The organism is Variovorax sp. CCNWLW186, assembly GCF_037203865.1.
In the GTDB taxonomy this organism is placed as follows: Bacteria; Pseudomonadota; Gammaproteobacteria; order Burkholderiales; family Burkholderiaceae_C; genus Variovorax.
Map to the genome: position 1 here is coordinate 141204 of NZ_JBBCBO010000012.1, position 21267 is coordinate 162470.

The window sequence follows — 21267 nt, forward strand, 5'->3', positions numbered from 1 at the left end:
AAAAGATCAGCGCGCGTTCTGCAGCGCCGCAATGCGCTCTTCGATCGGCGGGTGCGTGGCAAACAGCTTGCCGATGCTGCCCGTGATGCCCATGGCTTCGACCGCCTTGGGGAGTTCGCCGGCCGGCAGGCCGCCCAGGCGTGCGAGCGCGTTCATCATTGGCTGGCGGTTGCCCATCAGCGCGGCGGCGCCTGCATCGGCGCGGAATTCGCGCTGGCGCGAGAACCAGGCCACCACGATGGCCGCCGCAAAGCCCAGCACGATGTCCAGCACGATGGTGCTCACGTAGTAGCCGATGCCCGGGCCCGACGAGCGGTCGTCACCGCGGCGCAGGAAGCTGTCGACCGCGTAGCCGATCACGCGCGAGAGGAACACGACGAAGGTGTTCATCACGCCCTGGATCAGCGTCATCGTCACCATGTCGCCGTTGGCGATGTGCGCCACCTCGTGGCCGATGACGGCCTCGACCTCTTCGCGCGTCATGTTTTGCAAGAGGCCGGTGGACACCGCCACCAGCGACGAGTTCTTGAACGCGCCGGTCGCAAAGGCATTCGGCTCGCCCTCGAAGATGCCGACCTCGGGCATGCCGATGCCGGCCTTGTCGGCAAACTTGCGCACGGTGCCGACAATCCAGGCCTCGTCGGGCGACTGGGGGTTGTCGATCATGCGGATGCCGGTGGTCCACTTGGCCATGGGCTTGCTGATCAGCAGCGAAATGATCGCGCCGCCAAAGCCCATGATCAGCGCGAAGCCGAGCAGCGCCGTCAGGTTGAGCCCGTTGGCCGTCAGGTAGCGGTTGACGCCGAGCAGGCTGGCAACGATGCCGAGCACCGCAACGACCATCACATTGGTCAAAACGAACAGAAGGATACGTTTCAAGTTGAATTCTCCGTGGGGGAACGCTGCCGCATAGATGAGGACCGGATGGCCCTCTTCAAGCCGTGCATCAAGTGGCCCTCTTCCGTTGTTGTTTGGTTCTGAAGGCGGCCTGCACGGCGGCTCGCGGGTAGAGCGATGATAGGAGCAAAAGTTCTACGGCCCGGGCCGGAAGACCTTCGCATCGTCGTAGAAATCCGGCGATTCGTTCTCCGGCCACCAGCCCGGCACGCCCAGCACCGGCAGCGGAACGAAGGGTTTGCGCACCAGATAGTCAGGTTCGAGGCTGCGCGCGAGCGCCCGGTCGTCGAGTGCCGATTGCCCATCGGCACCCGGCAAAGGCAGCAGCACATGCCCGGTGAGCGCCTTTCGCGGCATAGTGAGTTTCTCGAGCAGCGCATGGCCGAACACCAGCAGGCGCGCCTCGGCCCACAGGGCGCGCTGCGTCACGAAAAGCGAATGCCAGTCGCGCGCCGCCAGCGCCTTCCACAAGGGTGCGGGCGCATCGAGCACGGCACCGTTCTCGTCAAACAAAGTGAGCGCATCCCGCAGCGGGCCGCGCGTGGAGGCGATGCCCCTGCGGGCGATCTCCGCGGCCTGCAGTTCATTCAGGCGGCGCTTGGTTTCTGGGTAAGCGAGCCAGACCAGGCCGTTGAAGAAGTCGTGCAGGTTGTCGCGGGTGGGCACGGTGCCGGTGCGCCAGATGAAGGCCTCGTAGGCCTCGTCAGGCGGAAGCTGTTCTTGCGGCGCAAATTGCACAAGCCCCGGCTTGGCCGCATTGAGGGCTTCATGCAATGAAAGCCCCGAGCGCCATGCCGTTTCGACTTGCCGCCTGCCCGTGAACGGCCAGTACCAAGGCACATCGAAATTCTCGGGCGCCGCTGCAACCGCTTGCATTCCGCTCAGGGAGATGGGATGTACCGAATCTGGTTCGGTTGCTTCGGCGGCAACAGCTCGAAGTGAAGCGGAAACTTCTTGAATAGCTTGGTCGATGTCGCGTTTTTGCCGAGAACCTTGGCGTCGTGCAGCAACTTGACGACTTCACCGAGCGATTGAGGTTGCCCCGCCCGCAACGAAGAGACTGCGTTCAATATCTGATCAACAGTGACTTTGCCGGCTGCATCGCCCGCATTCTGCTTCGCAGCAGGCTTGGCTTTTTTGGCGGCGACCTTTTTGGCGGCCGGGGCCTTCTTCGCAGCGACTTTTTTGGCGGCCGCTTTCTTTGCTGCGGTTCGCACAGCCGGCAACTTGGCGGGAGGTGAAGCCGACTTCTGCAACTCGGCAGCAGGCGACTTCAGCACCTCGGCAGCCTGCTCCTGTCCCACAAAGATCACATGGTCGTAGGCATAAACGGCCTCCGGAGCCATCTTGCCCTGCTCGGACACGCAGACCATGCGAAACCCGCGTTCACGCAACCGCAGCACCAACGGCACGAAATCGGCGTCGCCGGAACCGATTGCAATGACGGTCGGCCGAGGGGTCTGGTACGACAGGTCCATGACATCGACGGCCAAGGCAACGTCGGTCGTGTTCTTGGACAACGCAAGATTCACGAACGGGCGTATGTGCCGAGTGCGAAGCACGTCGGCCAGTCCCTTGAGCTTCTCGGCGCTGCCATAAGCCCGCCGCACCAGGACGCGGCCCTCGCCATCCTCCAGCTTGCGAAGGGATTCCTCGACCCAGGAAGACACGCAAAGATTATCGGCATCTATGAAAAAAGCGATCATCGTGCGCGCCCTTGTTGAGGAATTGATCGGAGGTCAGCCCTGCAAGCGCCAGGCCACCGTCTCACCACCGCGCAGCGGCTTGAGCGTGGCGTCGCCGTAAGGCACCGTCTCGGGCACGGTCCAGCTTTCGCGCTTCAGCGTGATGGTGTCGCTGTTGCGGGGCAAGTCGTAGAAGTCGGGCCCGTGAAAGCTTGCAAAGCCCTCGAGCTTGTCGAGCGCACCCACGCTGTCGAAGGCCTCGGCATAGAGCTCGATGGCGGTCAGCGCGGTGTAGCAGCCGGCGCAGCCGAGTGCATGTTCCTTCAGGTGCGCCGGGTGCGGCGCGCTGTCGGTGCCCAGGAAGAAACGGTCGCTGCCGCTCGCGGCCGCCTCGACCAGCGCCACTCGGTGCGTCTCGCGCTTGAGCACGGGCAGGCAGTAGTAGTGCGGGCGAATGCCGCCGGTGAAGATGGCGTTGCGGTTGTACAGCAGGTGGTGCGCCGTGATGGTGGCGGCCGTGAAGCGGCCGGCGTCGCGCACGTAGTGAGCGCCCTCTTTCGTGGTGAGGTGCTCGAACACCACCTTGAGTTCCGGGAAGTCGCGGCGCAGCGGAATCATCACGCGGTCGATGAAGACGGCTTCGCGGTCGAACAAATCGATGGCCGGGTCGGTCACTTCGCCGTGCACCAGCAGCAGCAGGCCGTGCTTCTGCATGGCTTCGAGCGTTTTGTAGGTGTGGCGGATGTCGGTCACGCCGGCATCGCTGTTGGTGGTGGCGCCGGCGGGGTAGAGCTTGAGCGCGCGCACGCCGGCCTGGGCAGCCAGCGCAATTTCTTCGGGCGGCAGCTTGTCGGTCAGGTAGAGCGACATCACGGGTTCGAAGGCCGTATCCGACGGCACCGCCGCGCGGATGCGGTCGCGGTAGGCCATGGCCTGCGCCGCGGTGGTCACAGGGGGGCGCAGGTTGGGCATGACCAGCGCGCGGCCGAACTGGCGCGCGCTGTGCGGCACCACGGCTTCGAGGGCGGCGCCGTCGCGCACATGCAGGTGCCAGTCGTCCGGGCGGGTGATGGTGAGGGTGTCTGTCATGGGAAGACGATTGTCGCATCGGCCCCAGCGGCACGCCCGTTGCTTGACGTGGTGCGCCGAACGGCCGATGGTTCGGCCGGGTCGCGCGATCCGGAACACGAAAAGGAACACCACGATGCTCTCCACGGCGATGCTCTATTTCCGCGAGACCGCGCGTGCCGGCTCGCTGCGCCGGGCGGCCGAACAGCTGGGCGTGGCGCCGAGCGCCATCAGCCGGCAGATCGCCAACCTGGAGGGCGAGCTGCAGACCGCGCTGCTCGACCGCCGCGCCAACCGCACGGTGCTCACGCCGGCCGGGGAGCTGGTGCTGGCACATGCCGAGCGGGTGCTGCAAGACAGCACGGCACTGCGCGGCGCGCTGCAGGAGCTGGTGGGCCAGCCCTGCGGCGTGGTGCGCATCGGCAGCATCGAGGGCATGGTCGGCCACTTTCTCTCGAACAACCTCGCGCGCTTCCAGAAGCGGCATCCGCAGGTCAGGGTGGTGGCCTCCGTGGTCGGCTCGCGCGCGGTACTGGAGGCGCTGCAAGAGGGCCGCATCGACATTGCGCTGGCGTTCAACCTTCCGGAGCGCCATGCATTCCGCGAGCATGCGCGGCTCGAGCAGCCGCTGTGCGTGGTGGTGGCGCCCACGCATGCGCTCGCGCGGCGGCGCAGCGTGTCTTTCCAGGAGCTGGCGGGCCAGCGCGTGGCGCTGCCCGACCGCTCGTTCCAGATCCGCCACCTGGTGGACCGCATCGCCGGCCAGACGCAGGTTGCGCTGGAGCTCGCCATCGAGACCAGCACGCTGGACATGGCCAAGGGCGTGGTGCGCAACAGCGACCTGGCCACCTTCTTGCCGCGCTATGCCGCGCTGCACGAGGTGTCGAGCGGCGACCTTTGCGCGGTGCCGCTGCAGGAGCGCGACTTTGCAGCGACGGCAACCAGCCTGCTCACCATGCCCGCCCACCGGCTCTCCCCGGCTGCGCGCGCGCTGCTCGAAACGCTGTCGGCCAGCATGCGCCGCTACGGCGGCGGCGCGCCCGCCTGTTCTGATTCCGGCAACAGCGGCGTGCCGGAATCAGCCTTCCCGCCGGAGCCGGCGCTCCCTACATTGAGCGCTGACTTGGAGAGGCTGCATGAAGACTGCGACTGAGGTGGTGGATTTTCCCGAGGGCGGCTACCGCTACGTGAAAGGCGTGTTCCAGTACTCAGCCGGCGTGGCCGCACAGCCGGGCTTCGCGATCGAGCGGGTGCGCTTCCAGAAGGCGGTGCCGCTGGCCGACGGGTTCGACGCCATCGCCAACCACCTGGCCGCCATCGGCCGTCCGCTCACGGCGCTGTGCGGCTGCGAATTGCGCTCGCCGGCACCGTTTTCCGAACGCGGCTTCCATGACTTCAACCGGCTCTATGCCGGCACGCTCGAAAGCTGGGGCATCGTGCGCGGCGAGCGCAACCCGGTTGCCCGCACCAACGTCTGCCCGCGCCTGGGCGCACCCGCCACGCCGGCGTTCCAGGCCTTCTCGTACACGGTGCCGGCCGACGATGCCGCCGGCCCGCCGAGCTTCGTGGTGTCCGGCGGCGGAGAGGCGCCCGACGGCCACGCGAGCTACCGCGACGTGATGGTCCGCCTGGGCGACACCAGCACCGAAGGCATGCGCGACAAGCTGGCCTACGTGATGACCGAGATGGAGCGCCGGCTCGCGGCGCTGGGCTTCGGCTGGAGCGACGCATCGGCCGTGCAGGCCTACACCACGCATGACATCGGCGCCCTGGTGTTCGACGAAATCGTGCAGCGCGGCGCGCTGACGACCGGCCTGACCTGGCACCTCGCGCGCCCGCCCATCGTCGACATGGAATACGAGATGGACCTGCGCTGCGCCCGCCGCGAGATGGCGTGGGCCTGGCCCTGAAAACCGCGGCTGGCACACGTCGTGCTTCACCACCGGTTCGACACCTTTTGCCTTTTCATCCCTAGGAGTTCCATGTGAAGCGTGCTGTTCCTGCCTTGATCCTGAAACCCCTGGCCGCCTGTGCGGCGCTTGCCACCCTGGCCCTTGCAACGCCGGCGCTGGCCCAGGAGAAAACGCTGCGCATCGCAATGACGGCGGCCGACATTCCGCGCACCCTGGGCCAGCCCGATCAGGGCTTCGAGGGCAACCGCTTCACCGGCATTCCCATCTACGACTCGCTCACGCAGTGGGACCTGTCGAAGGCCGACGCGCCGAGCGTGCTGGTTCCGGCGCTGGCCAGCTCCTGGGCCGTCGACGCCAAGGACAAGACCAAGTGGGTCTTCAAGCTGCGCCCCGGCGTCAAGTTCCATGACGGCTCGGCCTTCAATGCCGACGCCGTGGTGTGGAACGTGCAGAAGGTGCTCGACAAGGACGCCCCGCAGTTCGACCCCAGCCAGGTGGGCGTGACCGCATCGCGCATGCCCACGCTGCGCACCGCGCGCAAGGTCGACGATATGACGGTCGAGCTCACCACCAGCGAGCCCGACGCGTTCCTGCCGATCAACCTAACGAACCTGTTCATGGCCTCGCCCGCGCAGTGGCAGAAGAAGTTCGACGCCGCGGCCGGCGCCACCCCCGCCGACAAGTCCAAGGCCGCATGGACGGCCTTTGCCGCCGACCCCGCCGGCTCGGGCCCGTTCAAGGTCACGCGCTTCGTGGCCCGCGAGCGGCTGGAGCTGGCCGCCAACAAGACCTACTGGGATGCCAAGCGCGTGCCCAAGATCGACAAGGTCGTGATGCTGCCGATGCCCGAAGCCAACGCGCGCACCGCCGCGCTGCTGGGCGGCCAGGTCGACTGGATCGAAGCGCCCGCGCCCGACGCCATGCCGCAGATCACGCAGCGCGGCTTCAAGATCTACTCCAACGCGCAGCCGCACGTGTGGCCGTGGCAGCTGTCTTTCGCCGAAGGCTCGCCCTGGCTCGACAAGCGCGTGCGCCAGGCCGCCAACCTGTGCATCGACCGCGGCGGCATGAAGCAGCTGCTGGGCGGCATGATGGCCGAGCCCAAGGGCACCGTGCCGCCCGGCCATCCGTGGTGGGGCAACCCCAAGTTCGATATCAAGTACGACGTGAAGGCCGCCCAGGCGCTGATGACGCAGGCCGGCTACTCGGCCGCCAAGCCGATCAAGGTGAAGGTGCAGATCTCCGCCTCGGGCTCGGGCCAGATGCAGCCGCTGCCCATGAACGAATTTGCGCAGCAGTCGCTCAAGCAGTGCTTCTTCGACGTGGAGTTCGACGTGATCGAATGGAACACTCTCTTCACCAACTGGCGCAAGGGCGTGAAGGACCCGTCGGCCAACGGCGCCAACGCGACCAATGTGAGCTTCGCGGCGATGGATCCGTTCTTTGCCATGGTGCGCTTCGTGAGCACCAAGACCTTCCCGCCGGTCTCCAACAACTGGGGCTACTACGGCAACGCCGAGGTCGACAAGCTGGTGGCCGATGCGCGCACCAGCTTCGACGACAAGGCACGCGACGGCGCACTGGCCAAGCTGCATGCGCACATCGTCGACGACGCACCGTTCGTCTGGATTGCGCATGACGTCGGCCCGCGCGCGATGTCGGCCAAGGTGAAGAACGTCGTTCAGCCGAAAAGCTGGTTCATCGACATCGCAACCATGACGATGGACTGATGCTGGCCTATCTGCTGCGCCGCGTGGTCTACGCCGTGCCGATCATGATCGGCGTGGCGCTGGTGTGCTTTCTGCTCGTGCACATCGCGCCCGGCGATCCGCTGGTGTCGATTCTTCCGCCCGACGCCTCGGCCGACCTGCAGACGCAGCTGCGCGAGCTGTACGGCTTCAACCGTTCGCTGCCCGAGCAGTTCGCAATGTGGATCTGGCGTGCGCTGCACGGCGACCTGGGCGTCTCGATCGCGAGCAACCGGGCGGTGGCGGGCGAGGTGTTCACGGCCGTGGGCAACACGCTGCGGCTGGCGGTGGTGGCCACGTTCATCGGCTTTGTGCTGGGCTGCCTGTTCGGCTTCGTGGCCGGGTACTTTCGCAACTCGTGGATCGACCGCTTCGCCTCGATGCTGTCGGTGCTGGGCGTGAGCGTGCCGCACTACTGGCTGGGCATGGTGATGGTGATCGTGTTCTCATCGCAGCTCATGTGGCTGCCGGCCACGGGCGCCGGCCCGGGCGGCTCCAGCGACTGGGCCTGGGACTGGGAGCACCTGCAGTTCCTCATCCTGCCGGCCCTCACGATGTCGGTGATCCCGATGGGCATCATCGCGCGCACCGTGCGCGCGCTGGTGGCCGACATCCTCGACCAGGAATTCATCGTCGGGCTGCGCGCCAAGGGCCTCACGCACTTCGGCGTGTTCCGCCACATGGTGAAGAACGCGGCGCCCACCGCGCTCGCGGTAATGGGCCTGCAGCTGGGCTACCTGCTCGGCGGCTCGATCCTGATCGAGACCGTGTTCTCCTGGCCCGGCACCGGCTTTCTCTTGAACTCCGCCATCTTCCAGCGCGACCTGCCGCTGCTGCAGGGAACCATCCTGGTGCTGGCGCTGTTCTTCGTTTTGCTGAACCTGCTGGTCGACGTGCTGCAAACCATGCTCGATCCGCGGATTGCGCGGGCATGACCACCATGAGCGCACTCCCCATCCCCTCCCCTGCTGCTGCAGCCGCCGATGTGAAGCCGCTGCCGATGCAGCGCTCGCGCGGCTACTGGACCTCGGCCCTGCTGCGCTTCACGCGCGATCCGGTCGCCATGGGTGCCGCCTTCGTGGTGCTGCTGCTGATCGGCCTGGCCGTGTTCGGCCCCTGGCTCGCGCCGGCCGATCCTTACGCCTCGTCGATGCTCAAGCGGCTCAAGCCCATCGGCACCGAGGGCCTGCCGCTGGGCAGCGACGAGCTGGGCCGCGACATGCTGTCGCGACTGATCGTCGGCGCCCGGCTCTCGCTGTTCATCGGGATCACGCCGGTGATCTGCGCCTTCGTGCTCGGCACGGTGATCGGCATCGTCGCGGGCTACGCTGGTGGCCTCACCAACACGCTGATCATGCGCACCATCGACGTGTTCTACGCCTTTCCCTCGGTGCTGCTGGCCATTGCGCTGTCGGGCACGCTGGGCGCGGGCGTGGTCAATTCGCTGATCTCGCTGACCATCGTGTTCATTCCGCAAATTGCGCGCGTGGCCGAAAGCGTGACGACGCAGGTGCGCACGCGCGACTACGTGGAGGCGGCGCGCGCCTCGGGCGCAAACCCGTTCACCATCGTGCGGGTGCATGTGCTGGGCAATGTGCTCGGGCCGATCTTCGTGTACGCCACGAGCCTGATCGCGGTGTCGATGATCCTGGCCTCGGGCCTGTCGTTCCTGGGCCTGGGCGTAAAGCCGCCGGAGCCGGAGTGGGGCCTGATGCTCAACACGTTGCGCACTGCGATCTATGTGCAGCCTTGGGTTGCCGCATTGCCGGGCGCGATGATCTTCATTACTTCGATCTCTTTCAATCTCTTGTCCGATGGGTTGCGGTCGGCGATGGACAACAAGGGGTGAGGATGCTTTGCGTTGTATGTTCTGCGCAGTCTTCAGGGCGCGCTCCCGCCGACGGGGTACCTTGCTCCGCGAATGTCCCCCGGCCCGCGGCCTCCTCCTTTATTTCGCTGCGCAAGGCACCCCATCGACGGGAGCGTGATCCAGAGCAGTCGTTGATCAGCGTTGCACCAGCCGCATGCCCCAGTGCACAGGGCATCGGGTGCTCCCCGCAGCGAAATAAAGGAGGAGGCGAAGCCGGGGGACATTCGCGGAGGGGAGTACCCGGTGGCCTTTGCACAAGCCCTGAACAACAGCGCCAGAAACAGCAGCGCCCAGAACAAGAGCAACAAAGGACAACATGGACGCACTGAAAGACATTGGCGGCCCCGCACAACCACTGCTCACCATCACGGGCCTGGTCAAGCACTTCCCACTCAAGAAAGACCCTCTGGGTCGTGGCGGCGGGGTGGTACGTGCAGTAGACGGCGTCGACTTCGAAGTCCTTAAAGGTGAAACGCTCGGGGTCGTCGGCGAATCGGGCTGCGGCAAGTCGACAACCGCTCGGCTGCTGATGCAGCTCATCGCACCGACGCGGGGCGAAGTCATTTTCGACGGCCGCGAGGTCGGTGGCCGCGAACTTCCGCTCAAGGAGTTTCGGCGCCAGGTGCAGATGGTGTTCCAGGACAGCTATGCCTCGCTCAACCCACGCCTCACCATCGAAGACTCGGTTGCCTTCGGACCGCAGGTGCATGGCGTCAGCCGTCGCGAGTCTGTGGCGCGTGCGCGAGACCTGCTTGCGCGCGTGGGCCTGGAGCCTCAGCGCTTTGCCGAACGGTATCCGCATGAGCTTTCGGGCGGACAGCGCCAGCGCGTCAACATTGCGCGCGCGCTTGCGCTGCAGCCGCGTATGGTGATTTTGGACGAGGCCGTGTCGGCGCTCGACAAGTCGGTGGAAGCACAGGTCATCAACCTGCTGCTCGACCTCAAGGCCGAGTTTGGCCTCACCTATCTTTTCATCAGCCATGACCTCAACGTGGTGCGCTACGTGAGCGACCGCGTCATGGTCATGTACCTCGGCCAGGTGGCCGAGATCGGGCCGGCCGACGCACTCTACGATGCGCCCGCGCATCCCTACACCCGCGCCCTGCTCTCGTCGATGCCCTCCATGGACCCCGACAACCGCACCATGGAAGCCGCGCTGGCCGGCGACCCGCCGAATCCGATCAACCCACCCTCGGGCTGCCGCTTTCATCCGCGCTGCGCGCTGGCCGCGCCGGTGTGCAGCCAGGTCGTGCCCGAGCCCGTCGCCACGGGTTCGTTGCATGCGGCGAGCTGCCTTGTTCTCGAGCCTGGCAGCGGGCACCCGATGGCACAAACGCCGATGAGGCAGGCAGCATGAACGACAGCAACAACGCCATTCCCACCGGCGAGCCGATGGTCCGCCTGCGCGACCTCAGCGTCACCTTCAGCGGAGGCCGCAAGCCCGTGCATGCGGTCAGCGGCGTGAGCCTGGAAGTGCAGCGCGGCGAAGTGGTCGCGCTGATCGGCGAATCCGGCTCCGGCAAGAGCGTGACCATGCGCACGCTGCTGCGCCTGCACCCCGAGCGCCGCACGCGCATGGGCGGGCAGGTGCAGGTGGCCGGGCGCGACGTGCTTGCGATGCCGGCGCGCGAACTCGACGATTTCCGCGGCAAGGTCGCTTCGATGATCTTCCAGGAACCGCTGCTCGCGCTCGACCCGGTGTATTCGGTCGGCGCGCAAATCGTCGAGTCGATTCGCCGGCACGAGAAGAAAGTGACTGCGGCCGAGGCACACCAGCGTGCGCTCGCGCTGTTCGAGCGCGTGCGCATTCCCAGCCCCGAGCGGCGCCTGGCCGCTTACCCGCACGAGATGTCGGGCGGCATGCGGCAGCGCGCCATGATCGCGCTCGCATTGGCCTGCAAGCCCCAGCTGCTGCTGGCCGACGAGCCGACCACCGCGCTCGACGCCACGGTGCAGATCCAGATTCTTCTGCTGCTGCGCGAACTGCAGCGCGACCTGGGCCTGTCGGTGATCTTCGTGACGCACGACATCGGCGCCGCGGTGGAGGTGGCCGACCGCATTGCCGTGATGTATGCGGGCCGCATCGTCGAGGAAGGCACCGCGCGCGAGCTGATCCGCTCGCCGCGCCACCCCTACACCATCGCGCTGCTAAAGAGCCGCGCACACGGCGCCCTGGCGCGCGGCGCGCGGCTCGAAACCATCGGCGGCGCGCCGCCCGATCTCTCCGCGCTGCCGCCGGGCTGCGCCTTTGCCGAACGCTGCGCGCTTGCCACCGATGCCTGCCGCGCCGCGCAGCCGCCGGTGGTCGAGCTCGCGCCCAACCACCGCGCGCGCTGCATCCACTCCGAGGCCGCAGCAGCCATTGCACCCACGCTGGTCGCCTGACCCGCACCGCACAAACTCCTACTGACGCACCATGCCATTGCACGACCCCGCCCACGCCTTCGTTCCCTACCCCGATGTGCCGGTGCCGCATGCGCCCACCGGCCCGCTCGCGGACCTGAGCTTTGCGGCCAAGGACCTGTTCGACGTGGCCGGCTACCCCACCGGCGGCGGCAGCCCCATCGTGCTGGCGATGTCGGGCATCAAGAGCTGCACCGCGCCCACCGTGCAGAAGCTGCTCGATGCCGGCGCACGCTTCACGGGCAAGACGGTGACCGACGAACTCGCGTTCTCGATGAACGGCAACAACGCGCATTTCGGCGCGCCGATCAACGGCGCCGCCAAGGACCGCATCACGGGCGGCTCTTCGTCCGGATCGGCCTCGGCGGTGTCGTCGAGCCTTTGCGACTTTGCGCTCGGCACCGACACCGGCGGCTCGGTGCGCGCGCCGGCCAACCATTGCGGCCTGTACGGCCTGCGCCCGACGCATGGCCGCGTGAGCCTGGAGGGCGCACTCGACCTTGCGCCGAGCTTCGACACCTGCGGCTGGTTCGCGCGCGACATCGGCACCTTTGCGCGCGTGGCCGACGTGCTGCTGGGCGCCGACACACCGGCGCTGCCCGAACGCGTGCGCCTGCTAGGGCCCGACGATGTGTGGGGCCTGGCCGCGCCCGCCGCGACGAAGGCGCTGCAAGGCGTGATCGACCGTGTACAAGGCCTGCTCGGACCCGCACAGGGCACGACGGTGGCAATGGAATCGTTCGATGCGATGTACTGGAACTTTCGCTACCTGCAGTCGCGCGAGGCCTGGCTCACCGATGGCCCGCTGATCGAGCGCTATGCGCCGCCGCTGGGCCCGGGCGTGGCCGAGCGCTTTGCGTGGTCGCGCGACGTGACCGACGCGCAGGTGGTGGCCGCGCGCGTCTTTCGCACCGCGTTTCGCGCGCACCTGGCTGCGCTGCTGGGCACCGACGGCGTGCTGCTGATGCCGACCATGCCCGACATTGCGCCGCTGCGCAGCGAGAGCGAGGCCGGGCTGGAGGACTACCGCAACCGCGCGATCCGGATGCTGTGCATTGCAGGTCTCAGCGGCTTTCCGCAGCTGTCGATGCCGCTGGCATCGCGAGACGGCGCGCCGCTGGGCATTTCGCTGCTCGGGCCGGCAGGCTCGGACCGCTCGTTGATCCAGCTCGCCGAGCGCATCGCCGCGGGCTGACCCTGCGCGGCGTGGCGCGGCTTCGCCGGCGTCGGCGACACTGCGCTCTTTTCATCCGGCGCCCGGCGCCAGCACACCATGTCGGAAGCCTCGCCGCAGTTCGTCGATTTCATCGTGGACCGGCTCTCTGCAATCCCTCGCATCGCCAGGACCCGCTTTTTCGGCGGAACGGGGCTCGTGGCCGATGCCACGCAGTTCGCGATGATCATGGGCAGCACCGTGTATTTCGTGGTGGACGACACCACCCGGCCCAAGTACGAGAAGCTGGGCAGCCAGTGCTTTGCCTACGACACGAAGGCCCGGCGGGTCCAGGTGCGGAAGTATTTCGAGGTGCCCATCGAGATCATCGAAGACCACGAGGCGTTGGCCGAATTGGCAAGGGAGGCCGTGCGGGTGGCAAAAAGCCTCGCCACCAAAAAGCCGGCCGGCAAGCGCGCCTAGCTAACCCTTCCAGTCGACGACCGCCGGCGCCGGGAGCGTGCACAGGTCGCAATCGACAGCGCCAGCGGCACGCTCGATCACCACGAAGTCGCCCGCATCCACTGCCAGCAGCGCGTGGTGCCAGGTGCCGGGCGCAAGCACCACGCCTTGCCGCCCGTCGGTGACAAAGGCCGCGAGCTCGCCGGCCGCGGCCGGTGCTTCGCCCGCACGCGCGACCACGATCACGAAGCGCCGCTCGCCCAGCGGCACGAAGGTCTGGCTGCCGAGCGCATGGCGCTCCATCTCGGCCACTGCGTGCGGAAAGCCGCGCGCCGCGGCGCGGAACAGCGCAAGCATCGGCCGGCCCCCGGCGGCATCGAGCTGCAGGTTGTCGAGCAGGTCGAAGCGCCTTGCGTTGCCGCCGTTGATGTCGCGGCCACCCGCGGCGGGCGCCTCGATCACGGTGCCGAAAGGCGCAAAGGCTTGTGGCGTGAGCGGCGCGACCCGCAAGGCGGTTCCGCCGGAAGCTTGTTCGTTCATGCGGCCATTGCAGCAGAAAGCGTGCCGCGCGCCAACGCAAGATCGGCCAGCCAATGGCCGAAGGCTTCGCCGCGCTCCGTATCCGGCAGGCGCAGCAACGCGGAAGGATGCAGGGTGACGAACACGGGCCGGCCATCGCCGCGCTCGTGCAGCCACGCACCGCGCTCGGCCTGCACCGCCACCGGCCGCCCCAGCAGCGTGCGCGCAGCCGTCGCACCCAGCGCCACCAGCCCCTGCGGGCGCACCAGCGAAATCTCGCTGTCGAGCCAGTGCGCGCAGGCTTCGGCCTCGCGCTGGCCCGCGGTCTTGTGGATGCGGCGCTTGCCGCGCAGCTCGTACTTGAAGTGCTTGACGGCGTTGGCCAGGTACACGGTGTCGCGCGCCCAGCCCAGCTGCGCCATTGCGCGATCGAGCAGCTGGCCCGCGGGCCCGACGAAGGGGCGGCCGGCCAGGTCTTCCTGGTCGCCGGGTTGTTCGCCGACCAGCATGTGCGTGGCGCCGAGCGGGCCTTCGCCGCACACGGCCTGCGTGGCGAGCGCGCCGATGGGGCAATCGCGGCAAGCGTGCGCCGCCGCGCGCAGCTCGCCCAAGTCAGCCGGCGCCACGCCCGCCGCCGGCCGCAGGTGCAGCGCGACGGGCGCGCGGATGCGGCGCGGCGCGGTAGGGGGCGCCTCGATCATCGACTGGCTGCGCGCCGTGGCCGCTTCGGCCAGCGGCTGGATGAGCGCGGCCTCGGGCAGGTTGTGCCAGTAGCGGCGCGGCATTTCGCGCCGCATCATCGCGAGCTTGAGCCGCGCCGGGTTGAAGATGTGTTCGTAGTAGGTGAGCCAGAGTTGCTCGCCGGCATCGGGCGGCGGCTTCTCGCGGCGGTCGGCGCCGCCCTGGAAGGCAAGCGCCTGGCCGTTCCATTCGACACAGCGCTCGGGCGTGAGGATGGCCCAGCGCATCTGCGCGAAGCGCCGCGCAAAGAACGGCGCGTTGGCCTCGACGATGCGGTGCTCGGGCTCGAACCACGCCACGTGGCGCTCCAGGCCGTCGTCGCCCAGCACGCGGGTGAAGCGCACGAAGGCGCGCATCTTGTGGATGTCGCGGTGCACGGCCTTGGCCATCTGCCGGGCCTGCATCAGGTCGGCGTCGAGCGGATCGTGCCGCAACGCGGGCTCGTGCGAAAGGCGCCACAGCAGCCGGTACAGCAAAGCAAGGCGCTGCGGGTCGCGGTGCAGGATGACGTCGCCGCACAATTCGACGAACCATGCGGGCACGGGCTGCCGTTCTGCGGCGGTAGCAAGCGCCGCCGGCGGCGCGGCTTCGCTCCCAGCGCCGAACAGATCTGCGGCATCGCCAGCGGCCTGCGACGCGTTCCATTCGACGCGGCCCGGCGGCACGCCCGCGGCGAGCAACTGCCGCGCGTGGCGGCGAAAGGCGTCGAGATCGACCGGGTCGTCGAGCCGCACGTGCATGCAAATGACTCAGCTCAGAACAGCGAGGCTTGCGCCGCGCGCTGCGGCTCCGGCGAAGGCATGGGCGCCCCGCGCGACGGCCGGTGTCCGTCCGCGACGACAAACGGCAGCACCTTGCGCGCCGGCACGTGCAACCGCCGCAGGTCGTCCGCACGCACCCGGCGCACGCGCCGCGCCTGCAGCAGCCGCTCGACGGCTTTCACGCCGAGCCCCGGCACGCGCAGCAGCATTTCGCGCGGCGCATGGTTCAGGTCGACCGGAAAGCGGTCGGCATGCGCGAGCGCCCAGGCCAGCTTGGGATCGACGTCGAGCCGCAGCAGGCCATTGGACTCGGCCACGATTTCCTGGTGCCCGAAGCCGTAGAAGCGCATGAGCCAGTCGGCCTGGTAGAGCCGGTGCTCGCGCATCAGCGGCGGCGCCACCAGCGGCAGCGCGCGGGCGGCGTCGGGTATGGGGCTGAACGCTGAGTAGTACACGCGCTTGAGCTTGTAGGCGCCGTAGAGGGTGGCGCTCGAGGCGAGGATCTGCCGGTCGTCGGTGGCATCGGCGCCCACGATCATCTGCGTGCTCTGGCCGGCGGGTGCAAAGGGCGGCGGCTTTGCGGCGGCGGGCGCCGCGCCGGGCAGCGCGCGAATCGGCACCACGCGGCGCGCCTCTTCGCGCGTGTCGTCGATGCGCAGGCGCAGCCGCGCCATCGATCGGCGGATGGCGCTTTCGTCCTTCTCGGGGGCGAGCGCCTGCAGGCCCTCGGTGGTCGGCATCTCGACGTTGATGCTCAGGCGGTCCGCATAGCGGCCGGCGCGCGCAATGAGCTCGTCGCTCGCATCGGGAATGGTCTTCAGGTGGATGTAGCCGCGAAAGTCGTGGTCTTCGCGCAGCGTGCGCGCCACCTCGACCACCTGCTCCATCGTGTGGTCGGGCGACTTGACGATGCCGCTGGACAGGAACAGGCCCTCGATGCAGTTGCGGCGGTAGAAGTCGAGCGTGAGCTGCACCACCTCGTCGACGCGAAAGCGCGCGCGCGGCACGTTGCTCGATGCGCGGTTGACGCAGTAGAGGCAGTCGTACTGGCAATGGTTGGTAAGCAGCACCTTCAGCAGCGAGATGCAGCGCCCGTCCGGCGCAAAGCTGTGGCAGATGCCGGCCCCCTCGGTCGAGCCGATGCCGCGCCCGCCGATGGAGTCGCGCGGCTGCGAGCCGCTGGACGCGCACGAGGCGTCGTACTTGGCGGCGTCCGCGAGGATGGCGAGTTTGCGCTGGAGGTCCACGGGAAACTGGGCACTTAAAATACTGTATGAATATACAGTTTTGAAGGCCGTGTGTCTTGAAGAACGGGGAAAGCCCCAAGCTTTTCACCCGCTAAAGTCGCGGGCTCTCTTCTTCACCCGTGCGCAGCGATGCGCTTTCCGATGCGCCGCTCACCTGCTCTCTCCGCTTTCTTTGTCCTGCCCCTCGCTGCCCTCGTCCTCGCCGGATGCGCCGCGCGGCCCGCGCCCCGTGTCACCTGGCTGGGCGACGGCGTGTTCAAGTCGCCCAGTCCGCAGGACGCCGAGGCCTACTGCCGCAATTTCGGCGCTCCGATGCGCTATCTCGGCCCCAAGGGCTCGCGCGCGCCGGTCGTCGGCGAAGTCACCTACCGCTGCGACTGATCGGCCGGGTCCGTGGCGGGCGGCCGCACCCGCTCCAGAATGAAGTCGATAAAGGTGCGGATCGCCCGCGTGTGCTGCCGGTTCGGCATGTAGAGCATGAACATCTGCGTGCCGAAAATGCTCAGGCGCCAGTCGTCCAGCGTGGTCACCACCTCGCCCCTGCGCACATCGTCCTGCACCACGTAGTCGGGCACCAGGCCGATGCCGAGCCCCGCGAGGATGGCCTGGCGCAGGAACAAAAAGTTTTCTGAAATCAGCGTTGGCTCCAGGATCACCTCGCGCCGGGTCTCACCCTGGTAGGCCGACACGCGCAGTTCCCGGCCGATGACCGCGGCGGTGACCACCGGCGCGCCCTGCAGCTCGTCCAGCTGCACCGGCAGCGGGTGCTTCTGCGCGTAGTCGCGCGAGGCGCAGGCCACGTAGCGCACCGGCCCCAGCTCCCGCGCCACCAGGTTCTGCGGCGGCTCCGGCACCACGCGGATCGCAATGTCGACCTCGTCGCGCAGCAGGTCTTCGATGCGGTTTTCGAACACCACGTCGAGCACGATGCCGGGGTACTGGCGCTTGAAGTCGATCAGCCAGTCGGCCATGACCAGCTGGCCGTAGCCGCTGGGCACGCTCAGCCGCACGCGGCCCTGCAGGCCCTGGCCCAGCGTGGTGACGGATTCTTTTGCGGCCAGCAGTTCGGTTTGGATGGCGACGCCATGCTGGTAGAGGCGCAGGCCGATCTCGGTGGGCTCGGCGCGCCGCGTGGTGCGCCGCACCAGCTGCGCGCCGACCGAGCGCTCCAGCTGGTTCAGGTGGTAGCTGACGTTGGCACGGCTCATCTTGAGGCGGCGTGCCGCCGCGCTCAAGTTGCCCGCATCGAGGATTTCCACCAGCAAGGTCAGCGATTGGAGGTCCATGCACCGGATTGTGTCAAAAATCTTTTGACAGTCTGTCAACCGTCTATGCAATTGTCAAAGCCGCGCATCGGGCAAAGAATGCCGGGTTCACCCTGGAACCCGCAAGAGACAAGAGAGACAAGCCATGGCCACCACCGACTCCAGCCTTCCCGCGTCTTCTTCCAACCCCGTCAGCTTCGAGCGCGCCCCACATCCGGGCGGCGTGTTCGTGGTGACCATCGACAACCCGCCCGTCAACGCCCTGGGCGTGGATGTGCGCCGCGGCCTGGTGGCCGCCATCGAGGCGGCGGAAGCCGACAGCGCGGCCGCCGCGGTGCTGATCGTCGGCGCGGGCCGCAACTTCATCGCGGGCGCGGACATCCGCGAGTTCGGCAAGACGCCGCAGCCGCCCTCGCTGCCCGAGGTGTGCCTGAAGATCGAGAACTGCAGCAAGCCGGTGATTGCCGCCATCCACGGCGCGGCACTGGGCGGCGGCCTTGAAGTGGCACTGTCGGCGCACTACCGCATTGCCGCGCCTTCGGGCAAGCTGGGCTTGCCAGAAGTGCAGCTCGGCCTCTTGCCCGGTTCGGGCGGCACGCAGCGCGCGCCGCGCCTCATCGGCGTGAAGGCCGCGCTCGAACTGATGCTCAGCGGCCGCCATGCGGGCGCGAAGGAAGCACTGTCGCTCGGGCTGGTCGACCGCCTGGGCACCGACGCCGACGCGCGCGCCGAAGGCCTGGCCTATGCGCAGGAACTCGCCGCTGCCAAGGCACCGGTGCGCCGCACACGCGAGGCCGCCGGCCTGGCCGCTGCAGAAGCAAGCCGCGCCGCGCTCGAAGCGGCGCGCGCCGACACCGCCAAGAAGAGCCGCGGGCTTTTCTCGCCGATGAAGATCATCGAAGCGGTCGAAGCCGCGCTCACGCTGACCTTCGACGAAGGCATGGCGCTGGAGCGCAAGCTGTTCCTGCAGTGCATCGACAGCCCGCAGCGCGCCGGCCTCATCCACGCCTTCTTCGCCGAGCGCGAAGTGCTGAAGGCGCCCGAAACCAAGGCCGCCAAGCCGCGCGCGATCGAATCGGCCGGCATCATCGGCGGCGGCACCATGGGCGCGGGCATTGCGGTGGCGATGCTCGATGCGGGCCTGCCCGTGACCATGATCGAACGCGACGAGCCCAGCCTCGCGCGCGGCCGCCAGCATGTCGAGAAGGTGTACGACGGCCTGATCGCCAAAGGCCGCATGACGCCCGAAGCCAAGGCCTCCGTGATGGCGCGCTTCTCGGGCTCCACCTCTTACGACGCGCTCGCACAGGCCGACATCGTCGTTGAAGCCGTGTTCGAAGACATGGGCGTAAAGAAGGCGGTGTTCGCCGAACTCGACCGCGTGTGCAAGCCCGGTGCGGTGCTGGCCACCAACACTTCGTACCTCGACATCGACGAGATCGCGGCCAGCATCAAGCGCCCGCAGGACGTGGTGGGCCTGCACTTTTTCTCGCCGGCCAACATCATGAAGCTGCTCGAGATCGTGGTGCCTGCCAAGGTGAGCGCCGACGTGGTGGCCACGGGCTTCGAGCTTGCGAAGAAGCTCAAGAAAGTGCCCGTGCGCGCCGGCGTGTGCGATGGCTTCATCGGCAACCGCATCCTCGCGGTGTACCGGCAGGCCGCCGACCACATGATGGAAGACGGCGCCTCGCCCTACCAGATCGATGAGGCGGTGCGCAACTTCGGCTACCCGATGGGGCCGTTCCAGGTGTCCGACCTGGCGGGCGGCGACATCGGCTGGGCCACGCGCAAGCGCAAGGCCGCCACGCGCGACCCCAAGGCGCGCTACGTGCAGATTGCCGACCGCATCTGCGAGCGCGGCTGGTTCGGCCAGAAGACGCAGCGCGGCTATTACCTGTACCCCCAAGGCGCGCGCACCGGCGTGCCCGACCCCGAGGTGCTGGCCATCATCGACGCCGAGCGCGAGCGCGCGGGCATCAAGCCGCGCGCCTTCACCGAAGAAGAAATCATGCGCCGCTACATGGCCGCGATGATCAACGAGGGGGCCAACGTCGTGCACCAGCGCATTGCGCTGCGCCCGCTCGACGTGGACGTGACCTTTCTCTACGGCTACGGCTTTCCGCGCCACCGCGGCGGCCCGATGAAGTACGCCGACACCGTGGGCCTGCCGAAGGTGCTGGCCGACATTCGCGAGTTTGCGGAGCAAGACCCGTTGTTCTGGCAGCCCTCGCCGCTGCTGGTAGACCTGGTCGAACGCGGCGCGAACTTCGACAGCCTCAATCACGCCTGACCCCTTTCTGAAAGAAGCGACGCCATGGACCTGAACTTCACCCCCGAAGAAGAAGCCTTCCGCGCGGAAGTGCGCGCCTTCCTGGCCGACAAGCTGCCCGCGCGCCTTTCGGCCAAGGTGAGCAGCGGCAAGATCCTCGCCAAGGCCGACATGGAGGAATGGCACGCCATCCTCAACGAGCGCGGCTGGCTCGCCAACCACTGGCCCGAGCAGTACGGCGGGCCGGGCTGGACGGCGGTCGAAAAGTTCATCTTCGAGCACGAATGCGCGCTGGCCTTTGCGCCGCGCATCGTGCCCTTTGGCGTGAACATGCTGGGGCCGGTGCTCATCAAGTACGGCAACGAGGCGCAAAAGCGCCACTGGCTGCCGCGCATCCTCGACGGCTCCGACTGGTGGTGCCAGGGCTATTCGGAACCCGGTGCGGGCTCCGACCTTGCGGCCGTGAAGACATCGGCCGTGCGCGGCATCGACGCCCAGGGCGACCACTACATCGTGAACGGCCAGAAGACCTGGACCACGCTGGGCCAGCACGCCAACATGATCTTCTGCCTGGTGCGCACCAACCGCGAGGCAAAGAAGCAGGAAGGCATCAGCTTCCTGCTGATCGACATGACCTCACCCGGCGTGGAAGTGCGCCCGATCATCACGCTCGACGGCGAGCATGAAGTGAACGAGGTGTTCTTCTCCGACGTGCGCGTGCCGGCCGAAAACCTGGTCGGCGAAGAGAACAAGGGCTGGACCTGCGCCAAGTACCTGCTCACCTACGAGCGCACCAACATCGCGGGCGTCGGCTTTTCGGTGGCCGCGCTCGAACAGCTCAAGGGCATTGCGGCCACGCAAACGAAGAACGGCAAGCCGCTGGCGGAAGACCCGGCCTTTGCCGCGCGCATGGCGCGTGTCGAGATCGACCTGGAGAACATGAAGACGACCAACCTGCGCGTGATTGCAGCGGTAGCCGGTGGCGGCGTACCGGGTGCGGAGAGTTCGATGCTCAAGATCCGCGGCACCGAGATCCGGCAAGAGATTTCCTCGCTCGCGCGCCGCGCAATGGGCGTGTACGGCCGGCCCTTCATCGAGGAAGCACTGCACGACGGCTTCGACGGCGAAACCTTCGGCCCCGCCTACGCATCGGCCGCGGCCGCGCGCTACTTCAACAACCGCAAGCTGTCGATCTTCGGCGGCTCGAATGAAATCCAGAAGAACATCATCAGCAAGATGATCCTCGGGCTGTAAAGGAGACACGCA

20 protein-coding genes are annotated in these 21267 nt (G+C 67.6%); 12 read left to right on the forward strand and 8 right to left on the reverse strand.

All coding sequences use genetic code 11. From position 1 onward, the window contains the following. Nucleotides 1–6: 6 nt before the first annotated feature. The 4 genes from htpX to pyrC all read right to left on the reverse strand — a co-directional run bounded on the left by htpX (nucleotide 7) and on the right by pyrC (nucleotide 3671). Complete coding sequence (htpX, locus tag V9K97_RS16430) at nucleotides 7–879, reverse strand: protease HtpX (protein ID WP_337319327.1); 873 nt, start codon at nucleotides 877–879, stop codon at nucleotides 7–9. 153 nt (nucleotides 880–1032) lie between these two features. Continuing rightward, a complete protein-coding gene (locus V9K97_RS16435) occupies nucleotides 1033–1773 on the reverse strand; it encodes a DUF3025 domain-containing protein (RefSeq protein ID WP_337319329.1) in 741 nt (246 codons plus the stop codon). 5 nt (nucleotides 1774–1778) lie between these two features. Further along, nucleotides 1779–2603 (reverse strand): NYN domain-containing protein, encoded by an 825-nt coding sequence (locus V9K97_RS16440; RefSeq protein ID WP_337319331.1) that lies wholly within the window; start codon nucleotides 2601–2603, stop codon nucleotides 1779–1781. A gap of 33 nt (nucleotides 2604–2636) precedes the next feature. Beyond that, nucleotides 2637–3671, reverse strand: coding sequence for a dihydroorotase (gene pyrC, locus V9K97_RS16445; protein ID WP_337319333.1), 1035 nt, complete (start codon nucleotides 3669–3671; stop codon nucleotides 2637–2639). 115 nt (nucleotides 3672–3786) lie between these two features. Here pyrC and V9K97_RS16450 point away from each other — a divergent pair, with 115 nt between their 5' ends. The 9 genes from V9K97_RS16450 to V9K97_RS16490 all read left to right on the forward strand — a co-directional run bounded on the left by V9K97_RS16450 (nucleotide 3787) and on the right by V9K97_RS16490 (nucleotide 13220). After that, the gene (locus tag V9K97_RS16450; RefSeq protein ID WP_258503967.1) at nucleotides 3787–4803 is read left to right on the forward strand and encodes a LysR family transcriptional regulator; all 1017 of its coding nucleotides are present in this window, start codon (nucleotides 3787–3789) and stop codon (nucleotides 4801–4803) included. After that, nucleotides 4787–5560 (forward strand): 2-amino-5-chloromuconate deaminase CnbZ, encoded by a 774-nt coding sequence (gene cnbZ / locus V9K97_RS16455; RefSeq protein WP_337319335.1) that lies wholly within the window; start codon nucleotides 4787–4789, stop codon nucleotides 5558–5560. Before V9K97_RS16450 ends, cnbZ begins: the two co-directional genes overlap by 17 nt. Nucleotides 5561–5634: 74 nt before the next feature. Further along, nucleotides 5635–7293 carry an ABC transporter substrate-binding protein gene (locus tag V9K97_RS16460; RefSeq protein ID WP_337319337.1) on the forward strand — a complete coding sequence of 553 codons (1659 nt, stop codon included), beginning with the start codon at nucleotides 5635–5637 and terminating at the stop codon, nucleotides 7291–7293. Next, nucleotides 7293–8246 (forward strand): ABC transporter permease, encoded by a 954-nt coding sequence (locus V9K97_RS16465; protein ID WP_337319339.1) that lies wholly within the window; start codon nucleotides 7293–7295, stop codon nucleotides 8244–8246. Before V9K97_RS16460 ends, V9K97_RS16465 begins: the two co-directional genes overlap by 1 nt. 5 nt (nucleotides 8247–8251) lie before the next feature. Then, entirely contained in the window at nucleotides 8252–9160 is a 909-nt protein-coding gene (locus tag V9K97_RS16470) for an ABC transporter permease (protein ID WP_337319340.1), read from the forward strand. 337 nt (nucleotides 9161–9497) lie between these two features. Further along, nucleotides 9498–10538 (forward strand): ABC transporter ATP-binding protein, encoded by a 1041-nt coding sequence (locus tag V9K97_RS16475; protein ID WP_258503962.1) that lies wholly within the window; start codon nucleotides 9498–9500, stop codon nucleotides 10536–10538. 35 nt (nucleotides 10539–10573) lie between these two features. Beyond that, nucleotides 10574–11566: an ABC transporter ATP-binding protein gene (locus V9K97_RS16480; protein WP_443303514.1), complete on the forward strand. Its 993-nt coding sequence runs from the start codon at nucleotides 10574–10576 to the stop codon at nucleotides 11564–11566. A 31-nt stretch (nucleotides 11567–11597) separates the two neighbouring features. Further along, nucleotides 11598–12779 carry an amidase gene (locus V9K97_RS16485; protein ID WP_337319345.1) on the forward strand — a complete coding sequence of 394 codons (1182 nt, stop codon included), beginning with the start codon at nucleotides 11598–11600 and terminating at the stop codon, nucleotides 12777–12779. Between the two features lie 78 nt (nucleotides 12780–12857). Continuing rightward, complete coding sequence (locus tag V9K97_RS16490; protein WP_337319347.1) at nucleotides 12858–13220, forward strand: TfoX/Sxy family protein; 363 nt, start codon at nucleotides 12858–12860, stop codon at nucleotides 13218–13220. Here the strand turns inward: V9K97_RS16490 and V9K97_RS16495 are convergent, their stop codons facing one another. From V9K97_RS16495 to V9K97_RS16505, 3 genes are read right to left on the reverse strand one after another with little or no spacing between them, the layout of a single operon-like run. Continuing rightward, nucleotides 13221–13739 (reverse strand): ureidoglycolate lyase, encoded by a 519-nt coding sequence (locus tag V9K97_RS16495; RefSeq protein ID WP_337297465.1) that lies wholly within the window; start codon nucleotides 13737–13739, stop codon nucleotides 13221–13223. Beyond that, nucleotides 13736–15199, reverse strand: a complete 1464-nt coding sequence (locus tag V9K97_RS16500) for a UdgX family uracil-DNA binding protein (protein WP_337319349.1) — start codon at nucleotides 15197–15199, stop codon at nucleotides 13736–13738. Before V9K97_RS16500 ends, V9K97_RS16495 begins: the two co-directional genes overlap by 4 nt. A 14-nt stretch (nucleotides 15200–15213) precedes the next feature. After that, entirely contained in the window at nucleotides 15214–16467 is a 1254-nt protein-coding gene (locus V9K97_RS16505) for a putative DNA modification/repair radical SAM protein (RefSeq protein WP_337319351.1), read from the reverse strand. A 252-nt stretch (nucleotides 16468–16719) separates the two neighbouring features. Between V9K97_RS16505 and V9K97_RS16510 the strand changes: the two genes are divergently transcribed. Next, complete coding sequence (locus tag V9K97_RS16510; RefSeq protein WP_337319353.1) at nucleotides 16720–16848, forward strand: hypothetical protein; 129 nt, start codon at nucleotides 16720–16722, stop codon at nucleotides 16846–16848. Here V9K97_RS16510 and V9K97_RS16515 read toward each other — a convergent pair. Continuing rightward, nucleotides 16833–17753: a LysR family transcriptional regulator gene (locus V9K97_RS16515; RefSeq protein ID WP_337297469.1), complete on the reverse strand. Its 921-nt coding sequence runs from the start codon at nucleotides 17751–17753 to the stop codon at nucleotides 16833–16835. The two genes, V9K97_RS16510 and V9K97_RS16515, sit on opposite strands and share 16 nt — an antisense overlap. A 124-nt stretch (nucleotides 17754–17877) precedes the next feature. Here V9K97_RS16515 and V9K97_RS16520 point away from each other — a divergent pair, with 124 nt between their 5' ends. Continuing rightward, nucleotides 17878–20022 carry a 3-hydroxyacyl-CoA dehydrogenase NAD-binding domain-containing protein gene (locus V9K97_RS16520; RefSeq protein WP_337319354.1) on the forward strand — a complete coding sequence of 715 codons (2145 nt, stop codon included), beginning with the start codon at nucleotides 17878–17880 and terminating at the stop codon, nucleotides 20020–20022. A gap of 24 nt (nucleotides 20023–20046) precedes the next feature. Further along, nucleotides 20047–21255 carry an acyl-CoA dehydrogenase family protein gene (locus V9K97_RS16525; protein ID WP_337319356.1) on the forward strand — a complete coding sequence of 403 codons (1209 nt, stop codon included), beginning with the start codon at nucleotides 20047–20049 and terminating at the stop codon, nucleotides 21253–21255. The last annotated feature ends 12 nt before the right edge of the window (nucleotides 21256–21267 follow it).